This is a genomic window from Rhodococcus sp. W8901 (assembly GCF_013348805.1).
GTDB lineage: Bacteria > Actinomycetota > Actinomycetes > Mycobacteriales > Mycobacteriaceae > Prescottella.
The window spans coordinates 883,372-907,642 of the sequence record NZ_CP054690.1 but is presented as its reverse complement, the minus strand read 5'-3'; the positions used below and the strand labels follow the sequence as shown (position 1 = coordinate 907,642).

The 24,271-nt window shown below is 67.7% G+C and carries 23 protein-coding genes and 2 pseudogenes; 15 read left to right on the top strand and 10 right to left on the bottom strand.

What is annotated here, in order from left to right:
- The first annotated feature begins 196 nt into the window (after positions 1–196).
- Complete coding sequence (locus HUN07_RS04215; RefSeq protein ID WP_174908113.1) at positions 197–577, top strand: helix-turn-helix domain-containing protein; 381 nt, start codon at positions 197–199, stop codon at positions 575–577.
- A gap of 526 nt (positions 578–1,103) precedes the next feature.
- Here HUN07_RS04215 and HUN07_RS04210 read toward each other — a convergent pair.
- The 6 genes and pseudogenes from HUN07_RS04210 to HUN07_RS04180 form a co-directional block, all read right to left on the bottom strand.
- Positions 1,104–1,952: pseudogene (locus tag HUN07_RS04210) on the bottom strand (AMP-binding protein); the annotation flags it as partial.
- Positions 1,953–2,145: 193 nt separating this feature from the next.
- Positions 2,146–2,971, bottom strand: a pseudogene (locus tag HUN07_RS26805) (IS3 family transposase); the annotation flags it as partial.
- A gap of 426 nt (positions 2,972–3,397) precedes the next feature.
- Complete coding sequence (locus tag HUN07_RS04195; protein ID WP_174908105.1) at positions 3,398–4,552, bottom strand: acetyl-CoA C-acetyltransferase; 1,155 nt, start codon at positions 4,550–4,552, stop codon at positions 3,398–3,400.
- A gap of 19 nt (positions 4,553–4,571) precedes the next feature.
- On the bottom strand, positions 4,572–5,195 hold the full coding sequence (locus HUN07_RS04190) for a TetR/AcrR family transcriptional regulator (protein ID WP_174908103.1): 624 nt from the start codon (positions 5,193–5,195) through the stop codon (positions 4,572–4,574).
- 144 nt (positions 5,196–5,339) lie between these two features.
- On the bottom strand, positions 5,340–6,149 hold the full coding sequence (locus HUN07_RS04185) for an SDR family oxidoreductase (RefSeq protein WP_174908101.1): 810 nt from the start codon (positions 6,147–6,149) through the stop codon (positions 5,340–5,342).
- Positions 6,146–7,357 carry an acyl-CoA dehydrogenase family protein gene (locus HUN07_RS04180; RefSeq protein WP_174908099.1) on the bottom strand — a complete coding sequence of 404 codons (1,212 nt, stop codon included), beginning with the start codon at positions 7,355–7,357 and terminating at the stop codon, positions 6,146–6,148. The genes HUN07_RS04185 and HUN07_RS04180 overlap by 4 nt, the downstream gene beginning before the upstream one ends.
- A gap of 77 nt (positions 7,358–7,434) precedes the next feature.
- Here HUN07_RS04180 and HUN07_RS04175 point away from each other — a divergent pair, with 77 nt between their 5' ends.
- From HUN07_RS04175 to HUN07_RS04155, 5 genes are read left to right on the top strand one after another with little or no spacing between them, the layout of a single operon-like run.
- The gene (locus HUN07_RS04175; RefSeq protein ID WP_174914433.1) at positions 7,435–9,012 is read left to right on the top strand and encodes a FadD3 family acyl-CoA ligase; all 1,578 of its coding nucleotides are present in this window, start codon (positions 7,435–7,437) and stop codon (positions 9,010–9,012) included.
- Positions 9,009–9,890: an enoyl-CoA hydratase gene (locus HUN07_RS04170; protein WP_174908097.1), complete on the top strand. Its 882-nt coding sequence runs from the start codon at positions 9,009–9,011 to the stop codon at positions 9,888–9,890. Before HUN07_RS04175 ends, HUN07_RS04170 begins: the two co-directional genes overlap by 4 nt.
- Positions 9,890–11,029 (top strand): acyl-CoA dehydrogenase family protein, encoded by a 1,140-nt coding sequence (locus HUN07_RS04165; RefSeq protein WP_174908095.1) that lies wholly within the window; start codon positions 9,890–9,892, stop codon positions 11,027–11,029. The genes HUN07_RS04170 and HUN07_RS04165 overlap by 1 nt, the downstream gene beginning before the upstream one ends.
- On the top strand, positions 11,026–12,012 hold the full coding sequence (locus HUN07_RS04160) for an acyl-CoA dehydrogenase family protein (protein ID WP_174908093.1): 987 nt from the start codon (positions 11,026–11,028) through the stop codon (positions 12,010–12,012). The genes HUN07_RS04165 and HUN07_RS04160 overlap by 4 nt, the downstream gene beginning before the upstream one ends.
- Positions 12,009–13,136 carry an acyl-CoA dehydrogenase family protein gene (locus HUN07_RS04155; protein ID WP_254622796.1) on the top strand — a complete coding sequence of 376 codons (1,128 nt, stop codon included), beginning with the start codon at positions 12,009–12,011 and terminating at the stop codon, positions 13,134–13,136. The genes HUN07_RS04160 and HUN07_RS04155 overlap by 4 nt, the downstream gene beginning before the upstream one ends.
- A gap of 73 nt (positions 13,137–13,209) precedes the next feature.
- Here the strand turns inward: HUN07_RS04155 and HUN07_RS04150 are convergent, their stop codons facing one another.
- Positions 13,210–13,851: a ScbR family autoregulator-binding transcription factor gene (locus HUN07_RS04150; RefSeq protein ID WP_174908092.1), complete on the bottom strand. Its 642-nt coding sequence runs from the start codon at positions 13,849–13,851 to the stop codon at positions 13,210–13,212.
- Positions 13,852–13,946: 95 nt separating this feature from the next.
- Positions 13,947–14,759: an HAD-IIB family hydrolase gene (locus tag HUN07_RS04145; RefSeq protein ID WP_114723628.1), complete on the bottom strand. Its 813-nt coding sequence runs from the start codon at positions 14,757–14,759 to the stop codon at positions 13,947–13,949.
- A gap of 100 nt (positions 14,760–14,859) precedes the next feature.
- Here HUN07_RS04145 and HUN07_RS04140 point away from each other — a divergent pair, with 100 nt between their 5' ends.
- From HUN07_RS04140 to HUN07_RS04115, 6 genes are all read left to right on the top strand, one after another.
- Positions 14,860–15,189, top strand: a complete 330-nt coding sequence (locus HUN07_RS04140; RefSeq protein WP_114723629.1) for an ArsR/SmtB family transcription factor — start codon at positions 14,860–14,862, stop codon at positions 15,187–15,189.
- Positions 15,153–15,845: a cation transporter gene (locus HUN07_RS04135; RefSeq protein ID WP_174908090.1), complete on the top strand. Its 693-nt coding sequence runs from the start codon at positions 15,153–15,155 to the stop codon at positions 15,843–15,845. The genes HUN07_RS04140 and HUN07_RS04135 overlap by 37 nt, the downstream gene beginning before the upstream one ends.
- Positions 15,846–15,891: 46 nt before the next feature.
- A complete protein-coding gene (locus HUN07_RS04130; RefSeq protein WP_254622795.1) occupies positions 15,892–16,395 on the top strand; it encodes a nuclear transport factor 2 family protein in 504 nt (167 codons plus the stop codon).
- Between the two features lie 23 nt (positions 16,396–16,418).
- Complete coding sequence (locus tag HUN07_RS04125; RefSeq protein WP_174908089.1) at positions 16,419–17,294, top strand: aldo/keto reductase; 876 nt, start codon at positions 16,419–16,421, stop codon at positions 17,292–17,294.
- A gap of 75 nt (positions 17,295–17,369) precedes the next feature.
- Positions 17,370–17,798, top strand: a complete 429-nt coding sequence (locus HUN07_RS04120; protein WP_114723632.1) for a cupin domain-containing protein — start codon at positions 17,370–17,372, stop codon at positions 17,796–17,798.
- A 106-nt stretch (positions 17,799–17,904) separates the two neighbouring features.
- A complete protein-coding gene (locus HUN07_RS04115) occupies positions 17,905–18,468 on the top strand; it encodes a hypothetical protein (protein WP_254622794.1) in 564 nt (187 codons plus the stop codon).
- Positions 18,469–18,480: 12 nt separating this feature from the next.
- On the opposite strand, the gene HUN07_RS04110 is transcribed toward HUN07_RS04115, so the two are convergent.
- Positions 18,481–19,686 (bottom strand): cytochrome P450, encoded by a 1,206-nt coding sequence (locus HUN07_RS04110; protein WP_174908085.1) that lies wholly within the window; start codon positions 19,684–19,686, stop codon positions 18,481–18,483.
- A 119-nt stretch (positions 19,687–19,805) separates the two neighbouring features.
- Here HUN07_RS04110 and HUN07_RS04105 point away from each other — a divergent pair, with 119 nt between their 5' ends.
- The 3 genes from HUN07_RS04105 to HUN07_RS04095 all read left to right on the top strand — a co-directional run bounded on the left by HUN07_RS04105 (position 19,806) and on the right by HUN07_RS04095 (position 23,567).
- A complete protein-coding gene (locus HUN07_RS04105; protein ID WP_174908083.1) occupies positions 19,806–20,666 on the top strand; it encodes an SDR family oxidoreductase in 861 nt (286 codons plus the stop codon).
- A complete protein-coding gene (locus HUN07_RS04100) occupies positions 20,663–21,394 on the top strand; it encodes an acetoacetate decarboxylase family protein (RefSeq protein WP_174908081.1) in 732 nt (243 codons plus the stop codon). Before HUN07_RS04105 ends, HUN07_RS04100 begins: the two co-directional genes overlap by 4 nt.
- Before the next feature lie 115 nt (positions 21,395–21,509).
- On the top strand, positions 21,510–23,567 hold the full coding sequence (locus HUN07_RS04095; protein ID WP_174908079.1) for a neutral/alkaline ceramidase: 2,058 nt from the start codon (positions 21,510–21,512) through the stop codon (positions 23,565–23,567).
- 58 nt (positions 23,568–23,625) lie between these two features.
- Here the strand turns inward: HUN07_RS04095 and HUN07_RS04090 are convergent, their stop codons facing one another.
- The gene (locus HUN07_RS04090) at positions 23,626–24,063 is read right to left on the bottom strand and encodes an SRPBCC family protein (RefSeq protein WP_254622793.1); all 438 of its coding nucleotides are present in this window, start codon (positions 24,061–24,063) and stop codon (positions 23,626–23,628) included.
- Positions 24,064–24,271: the final 208 nt, after the last annotated feature.

The following is a 24,271-nucleotide window of genomic DNA, read 5'->3' as shown; positions in this document are numbered from 1 at the left end:
GACAGCGCCGTCGCGGGGCGCGACGCAGCACCCAGATTACATCGTTGCATGCAATTTTGCAATATGTACAGCTGCCCCGAGCTGACGAAGCGGCCCAAGATGCGGCCTATTGCCATCCCCATCAGGCGTTTGAACACACATCAGCGAAGATGTATTAGATGTGTGTAATTGTTGGTAATAGTATAGAATCTGATGCATGAGCAATCGTCAAAGCGCCCCGGTGCCCAGGGAGGTCAGCGAGGCGATCCGTAGCGCGAGGCAGGCCAAGGGCCTGTCCCGTGATGCTGCAGCACGGGCGGCCGGGGTCAGCGTCAGCCTCTGGGCGCAGGTCGAATTGGGCACCCAGTACAAAGGCGAGAATAAGGTCGACGCCCGAACCACAGCGCGCACACTCCAGGCCATGGCCGAGGCCGTGGGGGTGGATCCTGCGCCATTGCTGCGCAAGACGGGATTGGACAAGCCCGCGACCGGCACCCCATCCACTTCGCGTCCGCAGCCCCTCCTTGACTTGACGGGATTGTCGGATGAGGACCTGGGCAGGGTCGCCGCGTTCGTCGCCGGCCTCAGAGCGCGCTGAATTTCCTACATTGACTACACGTTCAGTGCATACAACATGCAATGCGTGTTGTAGCCTAGCGCTGTGAACGATCAACCACCTTGCCTTGGACTACCTGGATTCCTGCGGCCCAAGGACACGAGCGGCTGGCAGGTACTGCCGGCAACCATCGCTGCGAAGGCGCTGTGTCAGGACAGATGTCCGCGCGACATCTTCCTGGCTTGCGCGCAGTCAGCTTTGACCGCCGGGACCTGCTTTGGGGAAGAAGAGCCCCGCGTCGCTGACGGCGTGGTGATGGCAGGAATCGTCTGCCGCGGCGATGCCCTGACCGAGAAAGCGCTCCGCCGCGTAATCAAGCAACTCGCGCAAGCGCCGACGGCGCGCCCTACCCATTGCCGGAACTGCCACAAGCCTATGACCACGCGCCGTCGCAAGCTGGTCGGCCACGTCGTCCATGAAGGGGGCGGAATGTGCACAGGGTGCCGCCGTGCAGAGCAGCGATCGGCGTGACTAGACGCACAGTGCAGCACTTGCGACCACAAGCCGATCAACCTCTTTCCGAGTCGATCACCGACGACTCGTAGCCTAGGCCCGCGACTGCGCCTGATTCGGTCCAAAAGTTGAACAGTGCAGGTAAAACAACCATTTCGTTGTGGCCCGCTCCGCGTGTCGGTTCCATGCTTCGTTGCAAGGAGTGCGCGGGCGCTGGATCGGCGCAGTTTGCCGGAGGTGGTTTTGGGCAGGGTTCCGGGCAAAGAACGGTCACCGTCCGGGGAGGGATGCACACGGCTTTGAAGACCGCTGTGCTGATGGCGCGTCGCAGTTGCAGGGTGAGGGCCTCGTCGTTGTGGTGGGCGGATTCGGCGAGCACGGCGAATCCTTCGCCGGGGCTGCCTGCGGCGAAAGTTACCGCGATGGCGTTGCCGGTGCGGACGCCGGCGACGCGTTCGGCGGCCCGTTCGATATCGGTCGGATACAGGTTGCGCCCAGAGATGATGATGACGCCCTTGCGGCGTCCGCAGATCACGGGTTTCACCCTCCTCGGTAAAGTATCGAGGTCACCGATCTGATTCCAGCCATCGGCATCCTGGGCGGCGACACTCCCTCGGGCGGTGAGGTACTCGCTGGTGATGTTCTCGCCACGCAGTTCGAACTCGCCTACCTGCCGGGTCGCCAGCGGGGTACGCGTATCCGGGTCGACGACCCGCACCTCTATCCCGGACAGCGGCTTTCCGAGTGTGGGGCAGGCGGGACCATCGGCCGCGGATGCGGCGATGCCTTCGACTTCAAGCACCAGCCGGTCGACATGATCTGCCCGCAGACCGCGCCCCCGGTCCGGGGTAGAGACTGCGACCACCGCTTCGGCCAAGCCGTAGCAGGGAGCCAATGCAGTTGGCGGCCAACAGAACCGCGATTCTTGCCGCGGAGGAAGTCGGCGGCGGTGATGCTGACCAGTTCTACGCCGGCCATCATCGGCATGGACAGGAACGTGATCATTCCCATGTCATGCGACAACAGCAAGGGACTACCCCCACTTCGGTTGACTCGTTGACCTGCCCCAAGCGGCGTTACCCCCGGCGGTGTGAAGATCAGGCCGGAACGGACGGATCCTCGAAGCGTAGCTCGTACTCGATCGGCGACACATAATCGAGCTGCGAGTGCCGTCTCTGCCGGTTGTAGAAGATCTCGATGTAGTCGAAGATTGCGTTCGCCAGATCGAGCCGGGTCCGCCACTTCTTCCGGTCCAAGAGTTCGATCTGCATCGACGACCAGAACGACTCCATCATCGCATTGTCATATCCGCCTGGCGATGGTGCCGAACGACGGCATCAGGCCTGAGGAGCGGATCTTGTTCGTGAAGGCCCATGACGTGAACTGCACCCCGTGGTCGGCATGCACGATCCCGCCGGGAGGTGGTGTTTGGTTCTTAGTGGCCATGTCGAGGGCGTTGACGACCCGGGTGGAGTCCTGGCAGTTATCGATTGACCAGCAGACGATCTTGCGGGAGGTGTCCATCACTGCGCAGCAGTAGACCTTGCCCTCGCGGGTGGGATGTTCGGTTATATCGTTGACCCACAACTCATTTGGCGACAATCGGTGGAACTTCCGATGTAGGAGATCATCGGCCGTGGCGACGCCCTTCAAGCGTTTGACCTTGGCCGGACCGGGTAGGCCGGCGATGCCGGCGAGCCTCATCAGCCGGGCAACAAGGTTCTCGCTGACCACGATGCCCATCCGCGGATCAGTTCGGCGTGTACGCGCCGGGATCCGTAGGTCTGCCGCGATGCGTCGTGGACCTCCCGGATCGAGCCAGTGCCACTGACGGCGCATCTGGGCCGCCGACATCGGACGGGTCTTGTACATGCAGTAGCCGGGGCTGCTGACGCCGAGTAAGCGGCAACAGACCGGAGACGGCCTGCAGCCTCGGCAGCCTGGCCGGTCTCTCCGGCTGACGACTCGGGTTCCCGTCGCGTCACCCACCGCCCAACCAGCACCCCGAAAACGAGCGGGGTATTGAAATACACTCCGCCGCAAACCGTTTGACACGCTACGTCCCACCAAAACCACCGAGCTTGGAGCGACGACATGGAATTCATTTCGGAAGGCCTCAAGGCGCCGCTGAACCTCCCGATGCTCAGTCTGGACGTCCTCATTTCTTCACCTTCGGATCCTTCGATCCCACCAAGAGCCTGTGGGACTGGTCGTAACGTCGCAACAGCGAGATTGGTGGCGCAGTCCGATGCTGCTGGGTCGACGTCCGACCCGCTCCCCCGCCTCGTCGAACGCGAACGCCCTCCCGACCCCGACGGGTCGAGAGGGCGTTCGTGACGGACCGACTCGCTAGTCCTGAATGCGCTCGATGATCGTGACGTTCGCGGTGCCGCCACCCTCGCAGATGGTGAGCAGGCCGTAGCGGCCGTCCGTGCGCTCGAGCTCGTTGAGCAGCGTCGCCATCAGCTTGGTGCCGGTCGCGCCCAGCGGGTGGCCGAGCGCGATCGCGCCGCCGTTGACGTTGACCTTGGCCGGGTCGGCGCCCAGCTCCTTGATCCACGCGAGCACGACGGGGGCGAACGCCTCGTTGATCTCGACCAGGTCGATGTCGTCGAGGGTCAGGCCCGCCTTCTCCAGCGCGTGCTGGGTGGCCGGGATCGGCGCACTCAGCATGAAGATCGGGTCGTCGCCGCGGGCGCTCATGTGATGGATGCGGGCGCGCGGCTTCAGGCCGTACTTCTTCACGGCCTCCTCCGACGCGAGCAGCAGCGCGCTGGCGCCGTCGGAGATCTGGCTGGCGACGGCGGCGGTCAGGCGGCCACCCTCGACCAGCACGTTGAGGCCGGCCATCTTCTCGAGGCTGGTCTCGCGCGGGCCCTCGTCGGTGGTGAACTCACCGAAGGGGACGATCTCGTTCTCGAAGCGGCCCTCGGCGATCGCGACCTTGGCGCGCTCGTGGCTCTGCAGGGCCCACTTCTCCAGATCCTCGCGGCTGACATCCCACTTGTCGGCGATCATCTCGGCGCCGCGGAACTGCGACACCTCCTCGTTGCCGTAGCGCTCGGTCCAGCCCTTGGACTCGGCGGTGGGGGTGGTGAAGCCGTACTGCTGGCCCACGATCATGGCGGCCGAGATCGGGATCTGGCTCATGTTCTGGACGCCGCCGGCGATGATCAGGTCGGCGGTGCCCGCGAGGATCGCCTGCGCACCGAACTGGATGGCCTGCTGGCTCGAACCGCACTGGCGGTCGACCGTCACGCCGGGCACGTGCTGCGGCAGGCCCGCGGCCAGCCACGACATGCGCGCGATGTTGCCGGCCTGGCCGCCGATCGCGTCGACGCAGCCGAAGACGACATCATCGACGTCCGACGGGTCGATGCCGGTGCGCTCCACGACGGCCTTGATGACGTGCGCGCCCAGGTCGATCGGGTGAACGGGCGCGAGGCTGCCGTTCTTCTTGCCGATCGGGGTGCGGATGGCGTCGACGATGTAAACCTCGGGCATAACTGCTCCTGGATTCGGATTACTTGTGGGAGTCGGGGCTGGCAAGCCCGTCCAGAACGATGGAGAGGTACTGCTTGGCGACGGCCTCGGCGGTCATCGGACCACCCGGCCGGTACCAGCGCACGGCAACCCAGACCGTGTCGCGCATGAAGCGGAAAACGATTTCGATGTCGAGGTCCTTGCGGAAGCTCCCGTCGGCGACACCGGCCTCGAGTACCCCGACCCACAGGTCGCGGAACTCCTGGTTACGCTCGGCGAGGTACGCGAACCGCTCGTTGGCGGCGAGGTGCTTGACCTCGTCCTGGTAGATCGCGACCGCGCTGTGCGAGGCGTCGATGGCCTCGAACGACGCGATCACGAGGGCCTCGAAGGTCTCGCGCGAGCCCATGCCCGCGTCGACGATCTCTCGGTAGCGGCCGAACAGGTCGTCCTGGAAGCCGCGCAGGATCTCGTCCACCATGGACTCCTTGGAGTCGAAGTGGTGGTAGAGGCTGCCGGACAGGATGCCCGCCGCGTCGGCGATGTCGCGCACGGTGGTGGCCCGCAGACCACGTTCGGCGAAGAGGCCCGCGGCGAGTTCGAGGAGTTCGGCGCGACGCCCGGACTTGTTCGAAGACTCGTCGGCGTCTCGGGGTGGAGTCATGCCGGACATCCTACCAACCAAGCGATTGCTAGGGTATCGGCGCATTTCGCCCAGTGGACAGCTTTCCACAGCGGCCGAATGTCCCATCGGTGCAGTTGAACTGAACCGATGGGACATTCGGCCACCGCAGGCACGGTCGACTACCTACGCGCGCTGGCTGGAGATCGAGACGATCTCGCCGGTGAGGTAGGTGGTGTAGTCGCTCGCGAGCATCGCGATGGTCGCGGCGATCTCCCACACCTCGGCGGCGCGGCCGTAGGCCTCGCGCGACGCCAGGTTGTCGAGCAGCTCGTCGCTGGTGACCTTCGCCAGGAACGGGTGGCGCGCAATGGACGGCGCGACGGCGTTGATGCGGACGCCGTACTCGGCGGCCTCGATCGCCGAGCAGCGGGTGAGCGCCATGACGCCGGCCTTCGCGGCCGCGTAGTGCGACTGCGAGTGCTGCGCACGCCAGCCGAGCACCGACGCGTTGTTCACCAGCACACCGTTGTGTTCCACGCTCTTGAAGTAGCGCAGCGCCGCGCGGGTGGCACGGAAGGTGCTCGTCAGCGTGATGTCGACGACGCGGTCCCACTGCTCGTCGGTCATGTCGACGATCGGGGTCTCGCCGCCCAGGCCGGCGTTGTTGACGAGGACGTCGATGCGGCCGAGCTTCTCGGCGGCGCCGGCGATGAGGGCGTCGACCTGCTCGGTGCTCGAGACGTCGCACACGAACGACTCGACCTGCTGGCTGCCGAACTCGGCCGAGAGCTTCTCGACGGTCTCACCGAGACGACGCTCGTGGAAGTCCGAGACGAGAACGTCGGCGCCCTCGAGCAGCGCGCGACGCGCGGTGGCGAAGCCGATGCCGGTGCCGGCCGCGGCCGTCACGACGACCTTCTTGCCCTTGAGCAGATCGTGGCCCTCGATCTCCTCGGGGGCGACGGACAGCGGGGACTTGATGGTGGCGGTCACGGGCGTGCCTCTCGGGGAAGGCCGAGCACGCGCTCGGCGATGATGTTGCGCTGGATCTCGTTGGATCCGCCGTAGATGGTGTCGGCGCGGGTGAACAGCCACAAACGCTGCAGGTCGTTCAGTTCCTCACCGGGCTCGGTGTTCTCGACGCCGACCAGCGAGGCCGCACCCTGGACCTCCATGGCGAGCTCGCCGAGACCGCGATGCCAGTTGGCCCACAGCAGCTTTGCGACCGACGCCTCGCCGCCGTTGGCGCTGGCGTCGACACTTGCGAGCGTGCGCAGCGCGTGAGCGCGGATGACCTGCAGGCTCATCCAGGCGCGGGAGATCTTGTTGCGGATCGCCGGATCCTTGGCCGCGCCGTTGCGCTCGGCCAGTTCGACGATCGACTCGAGCTCACGGGCGAAGCCGATCTGCTGCCCCAGGGTGGAGACGCCACGCTCGAAGGTGAGCGTGCCCATCGCGGTGCCCCAGCCGTTGCCCTCGCCGCCGACGACCAGGTCCGCGTCGGTGCGGGCGTTGTCGAAGAACACCTCGTTGAACTCGGAGGTACCGGTGAGCTGGATGATCGGGCGGACCTCGACACCCTCCTGGTTCATGGGAACCAGCAGGTACGACAGGCCCTTGTGACGCGACGAGCCCGGCTCGGTGCGCGCGACGACGAAGCACCAGTCGGCCAGGTGCGCGAGCGACGTCCAGACCTTCTGGCCGTTGACGACCCACTGGTCACCGTCGAGGCGCGCGGTGGTCGACACGTTCGCGAGGTCGGAACCGGCGCCCGGCTCGGAGTAGCCCTGGCACCACAGTTCGGTGACGGTCTTGATGCCCGGCAGGAAGCGCTGCTTCTGCTCCTCGGTGCCGAACGCGATGAGCGTCGGGCCGAGCAGCTCCTCACCGATATGGCTCACGCGCGCAGGCGCGTTCGCGCGGGCGTACTCCTGATGGAAGATGATCTGCTGGCTCAGCGTCGCCTCGCGGCCGCCGTACTCCTTCGGCCACCCGAGGCAGGTCCAGCCGGCGGCAGCCAGGTGACGGTCCCACTCGAGACGTTCCTCGAACGCCTCGTGTTCACGTCCCGGCCCGCCGAGGCCCTTCAGCTCGGCAAACTTCCCGGAGAGGTTCTCTTCGAGCCATTCGCGAATTTCCCGCGCAAAGGCCTCGTCAGCAGCTGCCTGCTCGCTGGTCTCAATACCCTGGCTAACGTCCACAGCGATACGGTACCCTACCAAGCACTTGCTTTGTATAGAGGTTCCGCCTCGCCTTAGGAGAGATTGTGAGCACGAATGTGACCACCGAGCCCCGGACGACCCCGGCCGCGCTGTGGCGCGCCGTTGAACAATTCGGATCGAACGAGGCTGTTGCGGACGGATCCGACCGCACCACTTACACCGAGCTGCTGGAGCGCGTGCGCCTCGCGGCCCGCGCACTGATGGCCAAGGGCGTCGAAGCAGGCGACCGCGTTGCGGTCTGGGCGCCCAACACCCACCACTGGATCGAGGCGTTTCTCGCCGCGCAGTACGCCGGCGCGACGCTGGTGCCGATCAGCACTCGCTACACCGGCCACGAGGCACTCGACCTACTCGAGCGGACCCGGGCGAAGGTCCTGGTCGTGCCGGACCGCTTCCTCAAGAACGATCGCCTCGCGGACGTCCTGAAGGCGGCTGGACCCCAGGGCATCCCGACGCTGCAGCTCGTGGTGCGCACGCCGTCGGACGATCCCGCGGCCGGCGCCCCGACCACCGAGTTCCCGGGCGGCGAGGTCCTCGAGTGGGATCAGCTCGCCGCCGCGGCCGAGCCGGTTTCCGTGGAGGAGGCCGACGCTCGCGCCCGCGCCGTCTCCCCCGACGACGTCGCCGACATTCTGTTCACGTCCGGCACCACCGGTAAGAGCAAGGGCGTGATGACCGCGCACCGCCAGACGGTCGGCATCGCCGACGCGTGGGCCGATTGCGCCGAGGTCGACAGCAACGACCGCTACCTGGTCATCAACCCGTTCTTCCACACGTTCGGCTACAAGGCCGGACTCATGGTGTGCATCCTGCGCGGCGCCACGATGGTCCCCGCGGCGGTCTTCGACGTGCCCACGATCATGGCGACCATCGCGAACGAGAAGATCAGCGTGCTGCCGGGCGCCCCGACCATCCACCAGACGATCCTCGACTTCCCGACCCGCGCCGACTACGACCTGTCGAGCCTGCGCGTCGCGATCACCGGCGCGGCCGCGATCCCCGTCGTGCTGGTGGAGCGGATGCAGGCCGAACTCGGCTACGACGCCGTCATCACCGCCTACGGCCAGACCGAAGCGGTCGTGGTGACGATGTGCCGCACCGACGACGACCCGGTCACGGTCGCCACCTCGTCCGGACGGGCGATCCCCGGCATGGAGGTCAAGATCGGCGAGCACGGGGAGATCCTGGTGCGCGGCGAGAACGTCATGCTCGGCTACCTCGACGACCCGGAGTCGACGAAGAAGACGATCGACGCCGACGGCTGGCTGCACACCGGCGACGTGGGCGTGCTCGACGAGCGCGGCTACCTCGACATCACCGACCGTCTCAAGGACATGTACATCTCGAACGGGTTCAACGTCTACCCCGCGGAGATCGAGAACGCCCTCGCACGAATGGAATCCATCGTCGAGGCCGCCGTCATCGGCATCCCGGACGAGCGGGCCGGCGAGGTCGGCCGTGCGTACATCGTGCCGAAGGCCGGCGCCGACGTGACCGCGGAGGACGTCATCGCGTTCTGCAAGGAGCGTCTGGCGAACTTCAAGATTCCGCGTGAGGTGAAGATCGTCGGTTCACTGCCGCGCAACCCGTCGGGCAAGGTGCTCAAGAACGATCTGCGGGAGGGCAAGGCATGACCGTCCCCCGCAGTGTTTCCGATCGGGGCGATGTTCCCGACGAGGGGGAAGTCGTCACCTACGAGGTGCGGGACCACGTCGCGTTCGTGACGCTGAACCGCCCCGTCTACCGCAACGCGCAGAACTCGGTGATGACGTACGCCCTCGACGCCGCCTTCGAGCGGGCGGTCGAGGACGACGACGTGAAGGTGATCGTGCTGGCCGGCAACGGCGAGCACTTCAGTGCCGGCCACGACATCGGCACGCCCGGCCGCGACCACCATGTGCACTACGAGAACAAGGCCGCGCTGTGGTGGGACCACCTCGGCAAGGCCGGCGGCGACCAGCGTTTCGCCCGTGAGACCGAGGTTTACCTGGGCATGTGCCGTCGGTGGCGGGAGATCCCGAAGCCGATGATCGCGCAGATCCACGGCGCCTGCATCGCCGGTGGCCTCATGCTCGCGTGGTGTTGCGACCTGATCGTCGCCTCGGAGGACGCGTACTTCTCGGATCCCGTCGTCCGCATGGGCGTTCCGGGTGTCGAGTACTTCGCACACCCGTGGGTGCTGGGATCGCGGTTCGCGAAGGAGATCCTCTTCACGGGCGATCGCTTCTCCGCGCAGCGTGCGTACGAGGTGGGCATGGTCAATCGGGTGGTGCCGCGCGCCGACCTCCAGACCGAGACGCTCGCGCTGGCCGCACGGATCGCGGAGATGCCACGGTTCGGGCTGGCGCTCACCAAGAAGGCTGTCAACCAGTGCGAGGATCTCATGGGTCAGCGCGCCGGTATGGATTCGGTGTTCGGCCTGCACCACTTTGCCCACGCACACAATGCCGAGGTGGGCAGGGACTCGCTGGGTGGAATGGACGTCAACAGTATGAAAGCGAAGGCGAAATAGTGGATCTCGAACTGGATGAGAAGGCCCGCGCCTTCCAGCTGGAAGTGCGCGAATGGCTCGCTGCCAACGTCCCGGCGCAGCCGCTGCCGTCGATGGACACAGCGGAGGGTTTCGAGGCCCACCGCGAGTGGGAGCACAAGCTCGCCGACGCCCGCCTGTCGACGGTCGCGTGGCCGGAGGAGTTCGGCGGCCGCGACGCATCGATGATCGAGTGGGTCCTCTTCGAAGAGGAGTACTACAAGGCCGGTGCCCCCGGCCGCGTCAGCCAGAACGGCATCTTCCTGTTCGCGCCGACGCTCTTCGAGCACGGCACCGAGGAGCAGCTCGCGCGCATCATGCCGCGCATGTCCCGCGCCGACGACATCTGGGCCCAGGCCTGGTCGGAGCCGGAGGCCGGCAGCGACCTGGCGGGCATCCGTTCGACGGCCCGCCGCACCGAGGGCGGCTGGATCCTCAACGGCCAGAAGACCTGGAGCTCGCGCGCCGTGTACGCGGACTGGGGCTTCGGCATGTTCCGCACCGACCCGGAGGCGCAGCGTCACAAGGGCCTGACGTACTTCATGTTCCCGCTGAACCAGGACGGCGTCACCGTGCGCGCCATCCCGCAGCTCGACGGCGAGCCGGGCTTCGCGGAGATCTTCTTCGAGGACGTCTTCGTCCCGGACACCGACGTCGTCGGTGAGGTCAACAACGGCTGGCGCGTCGCGATGAGCACCGCGTCCAACGAGCGTGGCCTGTCGCTGCGCAGCCCGGGCCGCTTCATCTCCGCGGTCAACCGCCTGATCGAGGTGTGGAAGTCGAACGCGGACGAGACCGACACCGCTGCCCGTGACCGCGTCGTCGACGCGTGGATCGGTGCCGAGGCGTACCGCCTGCACACGTGGGGCACCGTCACCCGCATGCTGGAGGGCGTCCCCCTCGGCGTCGAGGGCTCGATCAACAAGATCTTCTGGTCCGAGCTCGACGTCCGCATCCACGAGACGGCCCTCGACCTGCTGGGCGCCGACGGCGAGCTCGCCGGCACGTGGCAGGACGGCTACCTGTTCTCGCTGTCCGGCCCGATCTACGCCGGCACCAACGAAATTCAGCGCAACATCGTTGCCGAGCGGATGCTCGGACTCCCGAAGGCGGATCGATGAAATTCTCTCTGTCCACCGAGCAGCGCGATTTCGCGGAAAGCCTCCGCGGCCTGCTCGCCAACGCCAACACCCCGGCCGTCGTCCGGTCGTGGGGTGAGAACGACACCGCCTCGGGCCTCGCGCTGCTGCAGCAGCTCGCCGAGACCGGCGTGACCGCGCTCGCCGTGCCCGAGGAGTTCGACGGCATCGGCGCGCACCCGGCCGACCTGGCCGTCGCGTTCATCGAGCTCGGTCGCGCCGCGGTTCCCGGCCCGATCCTCGAGACCGCCGCCGCCGTCCCCGCGCTGCTGTCGGCGCTGAACGACCAGCAGCTGGCCAAGCGCTTCCTGCCCGGCATCGCCGAGGGCACCCTCGCGTCGCTGGTGCTCGAGCCGTCCACCCCGCGTGCCCTCGACGCCGATGTCGCCGAGCCGGTGCTGCGGGTCTCGGGCGACACCCTCGAGCTGGTCCGCCCGACCACGCAGCTCGAGTCGGTCGACCCGGCCCGCCGCCTGTTCGAGGTCGAGTCGGTCGAGACGGTCGCGCAGGGCGCGGACGTCGCCGCCGCCGCGGAGAAGGCCTACGACCTCGCGGTGCTGGCGGCGTCGGCGCAGCTGATCGGTGCCGGCCACGCGATGATCGAGACGGCCACCGAGTACGCCAAGAACCGTTCGCAGTTCGGGCGCGTCATCGGCAGCTTCCAGGCCGTCAAGCACCACATGTCCGACGCCCTCGTGGCCGTCGAGATGGCCACCCCGCTCGTGTACGGCGCGGCGATCTCCATCGCCGAAGGTTCCGACACCATCGCCCGCGACGTGTCGGCCGCCAAGGTCGCCGCCGCGAACGCCGCGTACGTGGCGTCGCGCAAGGCGCTGCAGGTCCACGGCGCGATCGGTTACACCCTCGAGTGCGACCTGTCGCTCTGGTTGACCAAGGTGCGGGCTCTGCAGTCCGCGTGGGGCACCGCCTCGGCACACCGCGCACGGATTGCGAGCGCGCTGTGAGTGGGGTCGGAGTGTTCACGGAGGAGCAGATCGAACTCCGCAAGACGGTTGCCCAACTGCTGGCCAAGCGCGCCGACGCGGCCGCGCTGCGCAAGACGCTCGAGTCGGGCGAGAGCTACGACCGTGGCCTGTGGGACGTGCTGTGCCAGCAGGTCGGTGTCGCGGCGCTGGCGATCCCGGAGGAGTTCGGCGGCTTCGGTGCCACGCTCGTCGAGCAGCACCTGGTGCTCGAGGAGCTCGGCGCCGCGCTGACGCCGTCACCGATGTTCGGTTCCGCAGTCCTGGCCGCGCAGGCGATCCTGGCGACCGGCAACACGGAAGCGTGCGAGCGCCTGCTGCCCGGCATCGCCGAGGGCTCGTCGATCGCGGCACTGTGCTGGGTGGGCCCCGAGGGCCACTGGCGCAGCGACGAGGTCGCGTGCACCGCATCCGGCAGCGACGCCGACGGCTACACCGTCTCGGGCACCGCGCACTACGTGCTCGACGGCGCGCACGCCGACGTGCTCATCGTCGCCGCTGCGGTCGACGGCGCGATCGCGCTGTTCGAGGTGGACCCGTCCGCCGAGGGCGTCGCCCGCCGCGAGCTGCCGACGATGGACCTGACCCGGCCGATGTCGTTGGTGGAGTTCACCTCCGCCGCGGCGGTCCGGCTCACCGCCGACGATGCGACGGACGCGCTCGAGCGCGTCCGCACCATCGCGATCGTCGCGCTGTCCGCCGAGCAGGTCGGCGCCGCCGCGCGCTGCCTGCAGATGACGGTGGACTACAGCAAGGACCGCGTGCAGTTCGGTCGCGCGATCGGCAGCTTCCAGGCCCTCAAGCACCGCATGGCCGAGCTGTACTTCCAGGTCGAGACGGCCCGGTCCGCGTCGTACGCGGCGGTGTACTCGCTGAGCGAGGGCCTGCCCTCGGCCGCCGCCGACGCCGCGGTCGCGAAGGCGTACTGCTCGGAGGCGTTCAACATCGTCACCGGCGATTCGATCCAGCTGCACGGCGGCATCGCGATCACGTGGGAGCACGACGCGCACCTGTTCTTCAAGCGCGCCCACGGCAGCTCGCAGCTGTTCGGCCAGCCGGAGGAATACATCAAGGGCATGGAGTCGCTGGCGGGCCTGCCGGCCTGATTCCGTCCCCCATCAGCCGAGGGCCGGCCCGGAATTTCCGGGCCGGCCCTCGGCGTCATTCGGACCGCTCGTCTCAGTCCGCAGCCGGTGTCCAGCGGGCCGCCAGGGTGCGGTCGATCCCGCTCCGTCGATCCGGCGGAACGATCCCGGGAAGCAGCAGCGTGAGCATCTGGTCGATGCAGTCGTAGAGATCCGTCCGGGCAGTCAGCACATTCGAAACGATCTGCACGCCGGTGAAAGCCGAGACGATGAAGCGTCCGAGTTGGGCGGGAACGACCGTGTCGACCACGTCGCCCTGCGCGACGGCGTCCCGCGCGAGCCGCTCACAGCTGTCGATCCAGTCGAGGTAGGGCCGCTGGGGCCCACCGACGGCGCTCATCTCCAACGTGAGGCGGATCCCCGCTCGCACCACGGGATCCTCGACGATCGACCGGCCCATCTCGTAGCAGAGCATGACCAGTTGCTCGAGCGCGGGAGCACCGGTACCACCGATGGCCACGACCGCGTTCATCGAGATGGCGTGCTGTTCCTCGATGACGACACCGGCGAGGTCGTCCTTCGACCTGAAATGGAAATACAGCGCCCCTTTGGTGATTCCGGACAGGGCGACGATCTCGGCGAGACTGGCTCGTTCGTATCCCACGCGGTCGAACATCTCGGCGGCACCCTGGATGATCTGCTTCCGCGTGATCACCGCGCGCTCCTGTTTGAGCATTCAGCCGCACCCTTCGTCTCGCTTCTCCGACGGATTGCATCATTGCCGACGACAACGATTCGGGCCAGAGGCACCCCTGGCCGGGCGAAGCCGGTTCAGCCCCCGATCTCCTCGAGATACTGCGCGACGCCGTCGTCGTCGTTGCTCGGCAGCACCCGGTCGGCCAGCGCACGCACCTCCGGCAACGCATTCTCCGGGCACAGCGCGGTGCCGGCCCACAGCAGCATCGGCACATCGTTGACCGCGTCGCCGATCACCGCAACCTCATCGGCCGCAATGCCTCTCGCCGCGCAGAGCCGGGCGAGGGCGCTGGCCTTGGACACCCCGGACGCGGCCATCTCCACGTACGGCGCCCCCGAATGCGTCAGCTCCACGCCGTCGACGCCGGCCGCGACGGCGAGCCGGTACAGCTCGTGGCTGGGGACCTCCGGATGCCGGGCGACGATCTTGACCATCGGCTCCCCCATCCGCGGCAACTGCTCCTCGAGGATCATCTCGTCCAGCGTGCGGTGGTGGTCGGCGTAGTCGCAGAGCGCGGCGTACTCGGGTTCGGCGACGAACGTCGTCGGCCCGACGTTCGCGAACACCACGCCCGGTACGAGGGTGCGGACGCGGTCCATCGCGGCGAGTGCCTCGGTGACCTCGATCGAGACGGTGCCGGTGATCTCGGGGGTGCCGTCCGCCAGGTCGAGGGTGACCGCCCCGTTGGCGCAGATCGCCTCGCCGCGGAACCCGCACGAGCGGGCCAGTGTGTCCACCGAGTGGCGGGCGCGGGCCGTCGCCCACACCACCTCGATACCGGCGTCGCGTGCAGCGGTCATCGCGCGCGCCGTGCGCGGCGAGACCGTCCGGTCGGACCGCAGGAGGGTCCCGTCGAGGTCGGATGCCACCAGTCTGATTCGCGTCACCTGTGAATGATCCCAGCATCCCCACGGTGGTGGCCGCCCACGTCCGACCGCGCCTCTGTACACCCTTTTCTGAATACAGAATCGGATGTACTGTTGGGCCATGGAGACCCTCGTCCACCGTGACGCGCTGGCCCGGTTCGGCTACGCGTTGTCCGACCCCACGCGCGCACAGATCCTGCTGAGCCTGCGGTCGAGCCCCGGCTACCCGTCCGATCTCGCCGACACCATCGGGGTCTCCCGCCAGCTGGTGTCGAATCACCTTGCCTGCCTACGCGGTTGCGGACTGGTCGTCGCGGTACCCGAGGGCCGGCGCAGCCGGTACGAGCTCGCGGACCCGCGGATCGGGCACGCGCTCGGCGACCTCATCGGCCTCGTACTCGCCGTCGACCCGGCATGCTGCCCGGCCGCCGCGAGCGAGGGTTGCTGCTGATGGCGCCCGGCGTCGCGGTCTCGTCCGATCGACGGGCGGTCCTCGCGCGCCGCATCCGGTTCCTCGTCGCGGCCACCATCACCTACAACGTGATCGAGGCGGCCGTCGCGCTCACCGAGGGCGCCCGGGTGTCGTCGGTGGCGCTGTTCGGCTTCGGACTGGACTCGGTGATCGAGGTGTCGTCGGCCGCCGCGGTGGCCTGGCAGTTCTCGGGACGCTTCCCGGAGGCACGGGAGAAGGTGGCGTTGCGGATCATCGCGTTCTCGTTCTTCGGTCTCGCCGCGTACGTCACCGTCGACGCCGTCCGCTCGCTGCTCGGTGTGGGCGAGCCACAGCATTCGACGGTAGGCATCGCGCTGGCCGCGGCGAGCCTGGCGATCATGCCGGTGCTGTCGTGGGCCCAGCGCCGGGCCGGCCGGGAGCTGGGGTCGCTGTCCGCGGTGGCGGATTCCAAGCAGACGCTGCTGTGCACCTACCTGTCCGCAGTCCTGCTGGTGGGGCTGCTGCTCAACAGCCTCGTCGGTTGGACCTGGGCGGACCCCGTCGCAGCGCTCGTCATCGCCGTCGTCGCGGTGCGTGAGGGCGTCGAGGCGTGGCGGGGCGACACATGTTGTCCCACACCGGCTGCCTCGCGCCCGGATTGCTGCGAATCCTGACGCGAATCGCCTGCGGCCGGCCGATGCGACGTGCCATGCTCCGCGCGTGAGCATCCGTTCCCTCGAAGAACTCGCCGCCCTCGAAGACCTCCGGCAGCTCAAGTACCGCTACTTCCGGACGTTGGATCTGAAGCGGTGGGACGAGTTCGCGGACACCCTGGCGGACGACGTCGTCGCCCGGTACGGGACGCATGCGCTGCGCGATCCGCTGGTGTTCGAGGGCCGCGACACGCTCGCCGGCTTCATGCGGGACTCGCTCGGTCCGGCGGTCACCACCGTCCACGTCGCGAACCACCCCGAGCTCACCGTCGACGGGTCGCGGGCGTCCGGCTCGTGGGCGTTCGAGGACACCGTCATCGTCCCGGACGCCAAGAGCGTCATCCGCGGCGCCGGCTACTACACCGACCGGTACCGGCGCGACGACGACGGCCGCTGGCGGATCGTCGAGACGTCGTACGACCGCATCTACGAGTCGATCACCTCGCTCGACGACACCCCGAGCTTCAAGCTGCTCTCCCACATGTGGGAGGCCGGTTCCCAGCAGGGCTGAGCCGGAACTCCTAGCCTGGATCCATGACCACTCCAGAGATCACCCTGAATTCCGGAACAGTCATCCCCCAGCTCGGCCTCGGTGTGTGGCAAGCGACCAACGACGAGACCGAGCACGCCGTCCGCTTCGCCTTGGACGACGCCGGATACCGCCACATCGACACCGCCGCCGCGTACGGCAACGAGGAGGGCGTCGGACGCGCCATCGCGAACGCGTCGGTCCCCCGCGAGGACATCTTCGTCACCACCAAGCTGTGGAACTCCGACCAGGGGTACCAACCGGCCCTCGACGCATTCGACGCGAGCCTCGCGCGCCTGGGCGTCGACTACGTCGACCTGTACCTCGTCCACTGGCCGCTGCGCGACCGGAACACCCGCCTGCGCACGTGGGACGCGATGGAGAAGATCGCCGAATCGGGCCGCGCGAGGGCCGTCGGCGTGTGCAACTTCGAACCGCACCACCTGCAGGAACTCGTCGACCGCGGCGGCCTGCTGCCGGCCGTCGACCAGGTGGAGTTGCACCCGCATCTGCCGCAGCACGCGATCCGGGACTTCTCGGCCCTGCACGGCATCGCGGTGGAGTCGTGGAGCCCGCTCGGCGGCACCAGCAACTCCGGCTGGGGCAACGCGTCCAAGCCCAACACCCTGCTCGACGACCCGGTCATCACCCGTATCGGCGAACGCCACGGCAAATCGGCCGCGCAGGTCCTCATCCGCTGGCACCTGCAGAACGGACTGATCGTCATTCCGAAGTCCGTGCACGACAACCGGATCGCCCAGAACTTCGACGTCCTCGACTTCGAGCTCACCGACCGGGACCTCGCCGACATCGCCACCCTCGACGACGGCGTGCGCGTCGGCTTCCATCCGGACGAGATGAATCTCGGGGCACCCGCGTAGGCGAAAACCCCACGGTCGAGGCCGACCGGCGCGCACGATGTTCTCGCACCTCCGCAGGTTCGGGAAGGAACAGCGATGCGCCGTCGGTACCGAATTGCACTGGCCGCCACCTCCGCCGCCCTCGTACTCGGCCTGGCACCGGCAACCGCCGCCGCGACCCCCAGCGAGGGCGTCACCGGCGAGATCCTGGCCCAGGCCACGGTCGGCGGGCAGGACTACATCCTGCGCCGGATCACGATCGCACCCGGCGGCACCACGGGCTGGCACTTCCACGACGGCATGCTGTACGGCCTCGTCACGGAGGGCACGCTCACGCACTACAAGTCGGACTGCACCACCGACGGCATCTACAACGCCGGCGGAACCATCGTCGAGCCGAGCGGGCACGGATACGTCCACATGGGCCGCAATCTCGGCCCGACGCCGATGGTCCTGCACGTGCTGTACGTGAACCCGGTCGGCAGTCCGCTGTCCGAGGACGCACCCGCCCCGAGCTGCGCTTAGTCTTTCCGACTGCTCACCGACTGGCGGACAAACAGTCGGTTTCGATCGGGAGGGAAATCGTGAACGTAGGCTGCCCGATATGGGGGCTTCAAGGATTTTCGTGGGGATGACTGCGGTCGTACTACTGGCCGGTTGTGGATCGTCGGGCGACAACGCCACCACCGCGGCGCCGCAACCGACCACGCCGACGACCGTGCCCGACCTGGTGGAACCGACCTGTCTGGCCGGCAATCTCCTCGGATTCTCGGGTCTGCCCCAGACCGCGCCGCCCGTGCCCGACCCGATGCCGATCCCGGACGACTTCGCCCCGGTCCGCGTCGTCACGTGCGGAGACGACGGGGATGCCACCGTCGCCGACGACCACACCGTCTCGTGGGTCGAGGAGCGTCGCGGGGGCGACATGACGGCGATAATCGCCGGCTACCGGCTCCCCTCCGAACCGCCCGACGAACAACCCTGCCGTATCGATCAGCCGACGCCACCGATCGTCTGGCTCGTCAACGAGAACGGACTCGGCCTGCGGGCACCGGGTCTGCCGACCGGCGAGTGCGGCGCGTTCAAGTGGGACGCGATCACCGCGATCCGTGCGCTGCCGCTCACCGAGCGGATCGTGCACCGGATCCCGCTGTCCCCGACGATGGAGGCCCGTTTCAACGGCGAACCGGGATGACCCGCAACGACCTCAACTATGCTGCGCTGCAGTAAATTTCACCGGAATCGCCTCGAGCCCTGACACGAAGTTCGCCGGCCGCCGCGACAGTGGCTCGCTCGTCGCCAGGGCCATGTCGGGCAGCCGGGCCAGGAGTCGCTCGAACATCATGTTCCCCTCGAGCCGGGCCAACTGGTTGCCGAGGCAGAAGTGGGTACCGAAGCCGAAGGCCACGTGCGGGTTCGGGGAGCGTCCGATGTCGAAGCGGTCCGGGTCGTCGAACACGGCCCCGTCGAAGTTGGCGGACTCGAAGAGCAGCAGCATCTTCTCACCCTTCTTCAGGTCGGTTCCGAGGAACGTGGTGTCGCGGGTGAGCGTTCGGGCCATGTTCTTGATCGGCGACACCCAGCGCAGCATCTCCTCGATCGCCAGCGGAATGCCCGACGGATCGGCCACCAGTCGGTCGCGCTGATCCTCGTGCCGCATCAGCTGTTCCATACCGCCGCTGAGGACATGCCGGGTGGTCTCGTCACCGCCGATGAGGATCAGCAGCGACTCGTTCACGATCTCCTGGTCGTCGAGTCGCCGGCCGTCGATCTCGGCGTGCACGAGGATGCTGATCAGGTCGTCGGCGGGGTTCTCCCGCCGCTCCGCGATGGTGCGGAACGTGAACTCGTTGAACGCGACGTACGCGTCCATCATCGCCTTCAGCTGCTCCTCGGTCGCGTTGCTGCCCAATGCCTTCACCAGATCGTCGGACCAGTGCAGGAACGTCTCGCGCTCCTCGGGCCGAACCCCGAGCATGTCGCCGATGACCGCCATCGGCAGCGGCGCCGCGAGGTCGGCGACGAAGTCGCACTCCCCCTTCTCGCACACCGCGTCGATCAACTGATCGCAGATCTCACGGATCCGCCCGATCTTCGCCTCCACCTTCTTGCGGGTGAAGCCGGTGTTCACGAGCCGCCGACGCTGCAGGTGTGCGGGGTCGTCCATGTCGATCATCTGCGGCAACGGGCCGGTCTCGGGGCGGATCCCGCCCGCGTTGGAGAACAGGCCCGGATCGCGCTCGGCGGCGATCAGCGCCGCATACGTCGTCGCGGCCGCCATCCCGTTCCGGTCCCGGAACACCGGTTGATGCGCCCGCATCCACGCGTACGCCGCGCGGGGGTCACCCAGTTCGCCGGCGTAGAAACGCCCGTCGAGCAGATCCGTGTCCTTCACGTTGTTCACGATCGTCATCCGGTGCTCCTCGGTCCGTACGGACAAACTGGAAGGCCTCGACAATCACCCAAACCTGCCCCGATAGTAGAACTTGTTCCTACTATCGGCGGGGTATCGGACACACGAGGGGAGACGTGATGAGTTCGGACGGCGTATCCGGGACCTTCACCGGACGATCGATCCTGGTCACAGGAGGTGGCAGCGGCATCGGCCTGGGCATCGCGCAGGCTCTCGTCGCCGAGGGTGCCCACGTCACGATCTGCGGCCGCAGCGCGGACAAGCTGTCGACCGCGGCCGAGAAGATCGCCGCGACCGGTGTGTTCGCGTCGGGCGGGTCGATCTCCACCGTCGCGGCGGACGTCACCGACGAGGCCGACGTCGCCCGTGCCGTGGCCCGCGCGATGGAGACCACCGGGCGACTGGACGGCGTCGTCGCGTGCGCCGGCGGCAACGAGACCATCGCACCCATCACGCAGCTCGACGCCGACGCGTGGCGCCGCACCGTCGACCTCAACGTCACCGGCACGATGCTCACCATCAAGCACGGGGCCCGCGCGCTCGTCGCGGCCGGCGGCGGCGCGATCGTCGCGATCTCGTCGATCGCCGCCAGCAACACGCACCGCTGGTTCGGCGCCTACGGCGTCTCCAAGTCCGGCGTCGATCATCTCGTCCAGCTCGCCGCGGACGAACTGGGCGCCAGCGGGGTTCGCGTCAACGGCATCCGTCCGGGACTGACCCGGACCGATCTGGTCGCGATGATCACCGACGGCGGACCGATCCTCGACGACTACATGGCGTGCACTCCCCTCGCGCGAGTCGGCGAAGTGGACGACATCGCCGGGCTCGCCAAGTTCCTGCTCGGTCCGGAGTCCACGTGGATCACCGGGCAGGTGATCAACGTCGACGGCGGCCAGATGCTGCGCCGCGGACCCGACTTCACGTCGATGCTCGAACAGGTCTACGGCGCCGACGGACTGCGCGGGGTGGTGTCGGAGTGAGTGCGCATGAGGTGCTCGGCCGACAGGTCGACATGCCCGTCGAGATCCGCGCCGCCACCGCGTTCATGGCGATGTACTCGGTCCCGACCGCGGCCGCCCAGGCGCTCATCGACTACACCGGGCTCGAGATCCTGCAGTTCCGCCCCGGGCGCGGCCTGTGTGGCCTGGTGTTCGTCGACTACGTGGACGGAGACCTCGGCCCGTACAACGAATTCGGCGTCACGTTCATGGTCCGCAACCACCGCGGCCGAGGACGGTCGTCGGTGCCCGGCGACCTGCGGGCACTGGCCACGGGGCAGGCCGGCGCCCTCATTCACCAACTGCCCGTCGACGGCGAGTTCACCCTGGCCGCGGGCCGTGGGATCTGGGGATTCCCCAAGATCCTGGCCGACTTCGAGGCCGACCACACCAGTGACGTCCGCCGTGGCAAGGTCAGCCAGGACGGCCGGCTCATCGCCGAACTCACCGTCAAGCAGGGCATCCCGACACCCGGCGGCGGCGCCAACACCTCACTCGAGGCGTACTCGCACATCGACGGCGTCACCCGGCACACGGCCTGGGACATGAATCCAAGCGGCGTCCGGTCGCGGCTCGGTGGCGCCGAACTGCGTCTGGGTAACCACCCGATCGCCACCGAACTCCGGTCCCTCGGCCTGCCGCGGCGAGCCTTGATGACCACCACGATCCCCGACCTGCAGATGACCTTCGGGGACGCGGCGAAGGTCTGAACCGGGACGACACTCGACGGAAGAACCCTTGCGAAACGAGACCTACTGGTGTGTGCTTGAAGACTTGGACGTTTGATCAAGTAATGATTCTCGACCTCGCGCAAAGGACTTCGTCGTGACGATCAGTCGACGCACCGTGCTGGCCGGAGCCGCCGCCGCACCGGCGCTCGCAGCAGTTGCCGGTGCCACCGCACACGCTCTGCCCAGAACCACCGCCGCACCCGCGCGTCGCGCCGCCGACAGCCAGGGATTCCGGGTGGGCGTCGGCCTGTCCGACATGACGGGCCCTGTCGCCGAGAACGGCATGATGGGCTACTCGAGCTTCGAGCAGCGCGCGGAGGGTCTGCATCAGCGGACCCGGGTCCGCGCGTACATCTTCGCCGATGCCGACGACAACCGCGTCGTCTACGCATGCGCCGATACCTGCATGGTGTTCCAGGCCGTGCACGACGCGGTCCTGGCCCGGCTGGCCGCGAAGTTCGGTGGCCTCTACACCGAAAAGAACGTGATGCTCACGGCCGTGCACTCGCACGCGGCATGTGGCGGTGCGTCGCAGGACTACGCGTACAGCCTCGCGACTCTCGGCTTCCAGCCGCAGGTGTTCGGCGCCGAGGTCGACGGCATGGTCGAGGCGATCGTCGCCGCGCACGACAACCTCGCCGCGGGTGTCGTCTCCTACGGACGCAGCGAGCTGAAGGACGCGAGCGTGAATCGTTCGCGTGCAGCATTCGATCGGAACCCGCAGCGCGACAAGGACTACTACCCGCTCGGAATCGACACCTCGATGCGGGTGCTCAAGATCAGCCAGGGCGGCGACAACGTCGGCGGCATCGGCTGGTTCCCCACGCATGGCGCATCGCTCACCAACAAGAACCACCTGATCTCGGGCGACAACAAGGGTGCGGCCGCGTACTTCTGGGAGCACGACGTCGCCGGCGTGCGCTACCTCGACGGTGCGCCCGGGTTCGTCGCCTGCTTCCCGCAGACCAACACCGGCGACATGTCCCCCAATCTCGACCTCGAGCCCGGACACGGCCCCACCGCCGACGAGTTCGAGAACGCGCGGCTCATCGGCGAACGTCAGGTGACCGCGGCCCGGACGGCGTTCAAGGCGGCGTCACCGCTGGCGTCGACCACCGTCGACAGCCGAATCATCTACCTGGACATGGCCGACCAGCTGGTGGACGGCAAGTACACGTCCGACGGGCAGCCGCGCCGCACCGCACCCGCGTGCGTGGGCGCCGCGATGGCCGCGGGTAGCACCGAGGACGGCCCCGCGATCGAGATCTTCACCGAGGGCACCCGCAACCCGCTGATCGACGCCCTCGGCGGCATCGACACCCCCACCCCGCAGTGGCTCGCCGACGCGCAGGCCCCCAAGCTGGTGCTGGTGCCCGTCGGCCTGCTGCCTCCGGACGGCTGGGTGCCGCACGTGCTCAAGATCCAGATCATCCGGATCGGCGACATCTACGTGGTCGGCGGACCGGCCGAGTTCACCATCGTCTCGGGCCTGCGGATTCGCCGCACCGTCGCCGAGGAACTCGGAGTCCCTTTGGAGAACGTCATCTTCCAGGGCTACGCCAACGCGTACTCGAGCTACTGCACGACGCCCGAGGAGTACGACGCCCAGCAGTACGAGGGTGGTTCGACGCTGTTCGGCCGCAACACCCTGCCCGCCTACCAGCAGGGGTTCGCGAAGTTGGCCGCGGCGATGAAGACCGGTGCCCAGGTCCCCCGCGGCCCGGCACCGCGCGACCTGTCCGGTTTCCAGCCCGGCTTCGGGCAGGACTTCCCGGTCGACGAGCCACTGCCCGGACGCGCGTTCGGCGACGTGGTCGTCCAGCCCGCCGGAGGCGCCGGGGTGGGCGATCAGGTGGCCGTCGAGTTCGTCACCGGACATCCCAAGAACGACCTGCACCGCCGCGGAACGTATTTCGAGGTGCAGCGCCGCGACGGCGGCCGCTGGGTGCGGCACGCCGACGACGGCGACTGGGCCACCAAGTACCGGTGGCGCCGCGAAGGACTGGGCGCATCGATCGCGCGCATCACCTGGGACGTCCCGACCGGAACTCCGTCGGGCACGTACCGGATCCAGCACTTCGGCGACCGCAAGGCCCCGGACGGCGCGGTATCCCCCTTCACCGGCACATCCGCGGAGTTCACCGTCCGCTGAGCCTGCTGTCGAAAGCTGAAGGGTCCCTTCGTGCGCTGTCGGCGCGTGAAGGGACCCTTCAGCCGTTCGGGGTCTCGAGAATCGTCTTGGCGTTCTCCAGATTGCCGTGCACGTCGCGGGCGTACAGCTTCATCGCGACCGAGTCGGCGAACTTGAACAGTCCCGGACTGGGCTTGGCGTCCACCTTGAACGTCACCCGCGTCGCCCCGTCACCGTCCCCGTCGAAGTCGAGCTCGCGGGTGTACTCGACGCGCGAGTCGCGCGACTCGAACCCGATCCGCTTGTTCTCCTCGTACGCGGTGATCTCCTCCGTCGCCTCGACCTTCACGCCGGCAACCTTGAGAGTGGTCGACGCGACCGAACCCACCTCGTCGGGAGCACCGGAGACCATCCGGTAATCGACGACGTCGCTCGACCATTCGGTGGCCTTGTCCGGATCGGAGAGGTAGCTGAACACATCCGCGATCGGTCGGTCGATGACAACGGAATCGCTCATACTGAGCGTCTTGGCCATGGATCTCACATCCTCAACTGGAGGCGACCGTCGACGCGTCACGCAAGTCGTGAACACACCCGCGCCGATCAGGCACTCGGGTAATGGATTTCGCGGTACGCATACTGTTTCAGGAATGCGGTGACCGCCGGATCACGCGGCGCCCAGGGAGGCTACCTCACGTGTACCAATCCCAATCCTAGACCCGCAC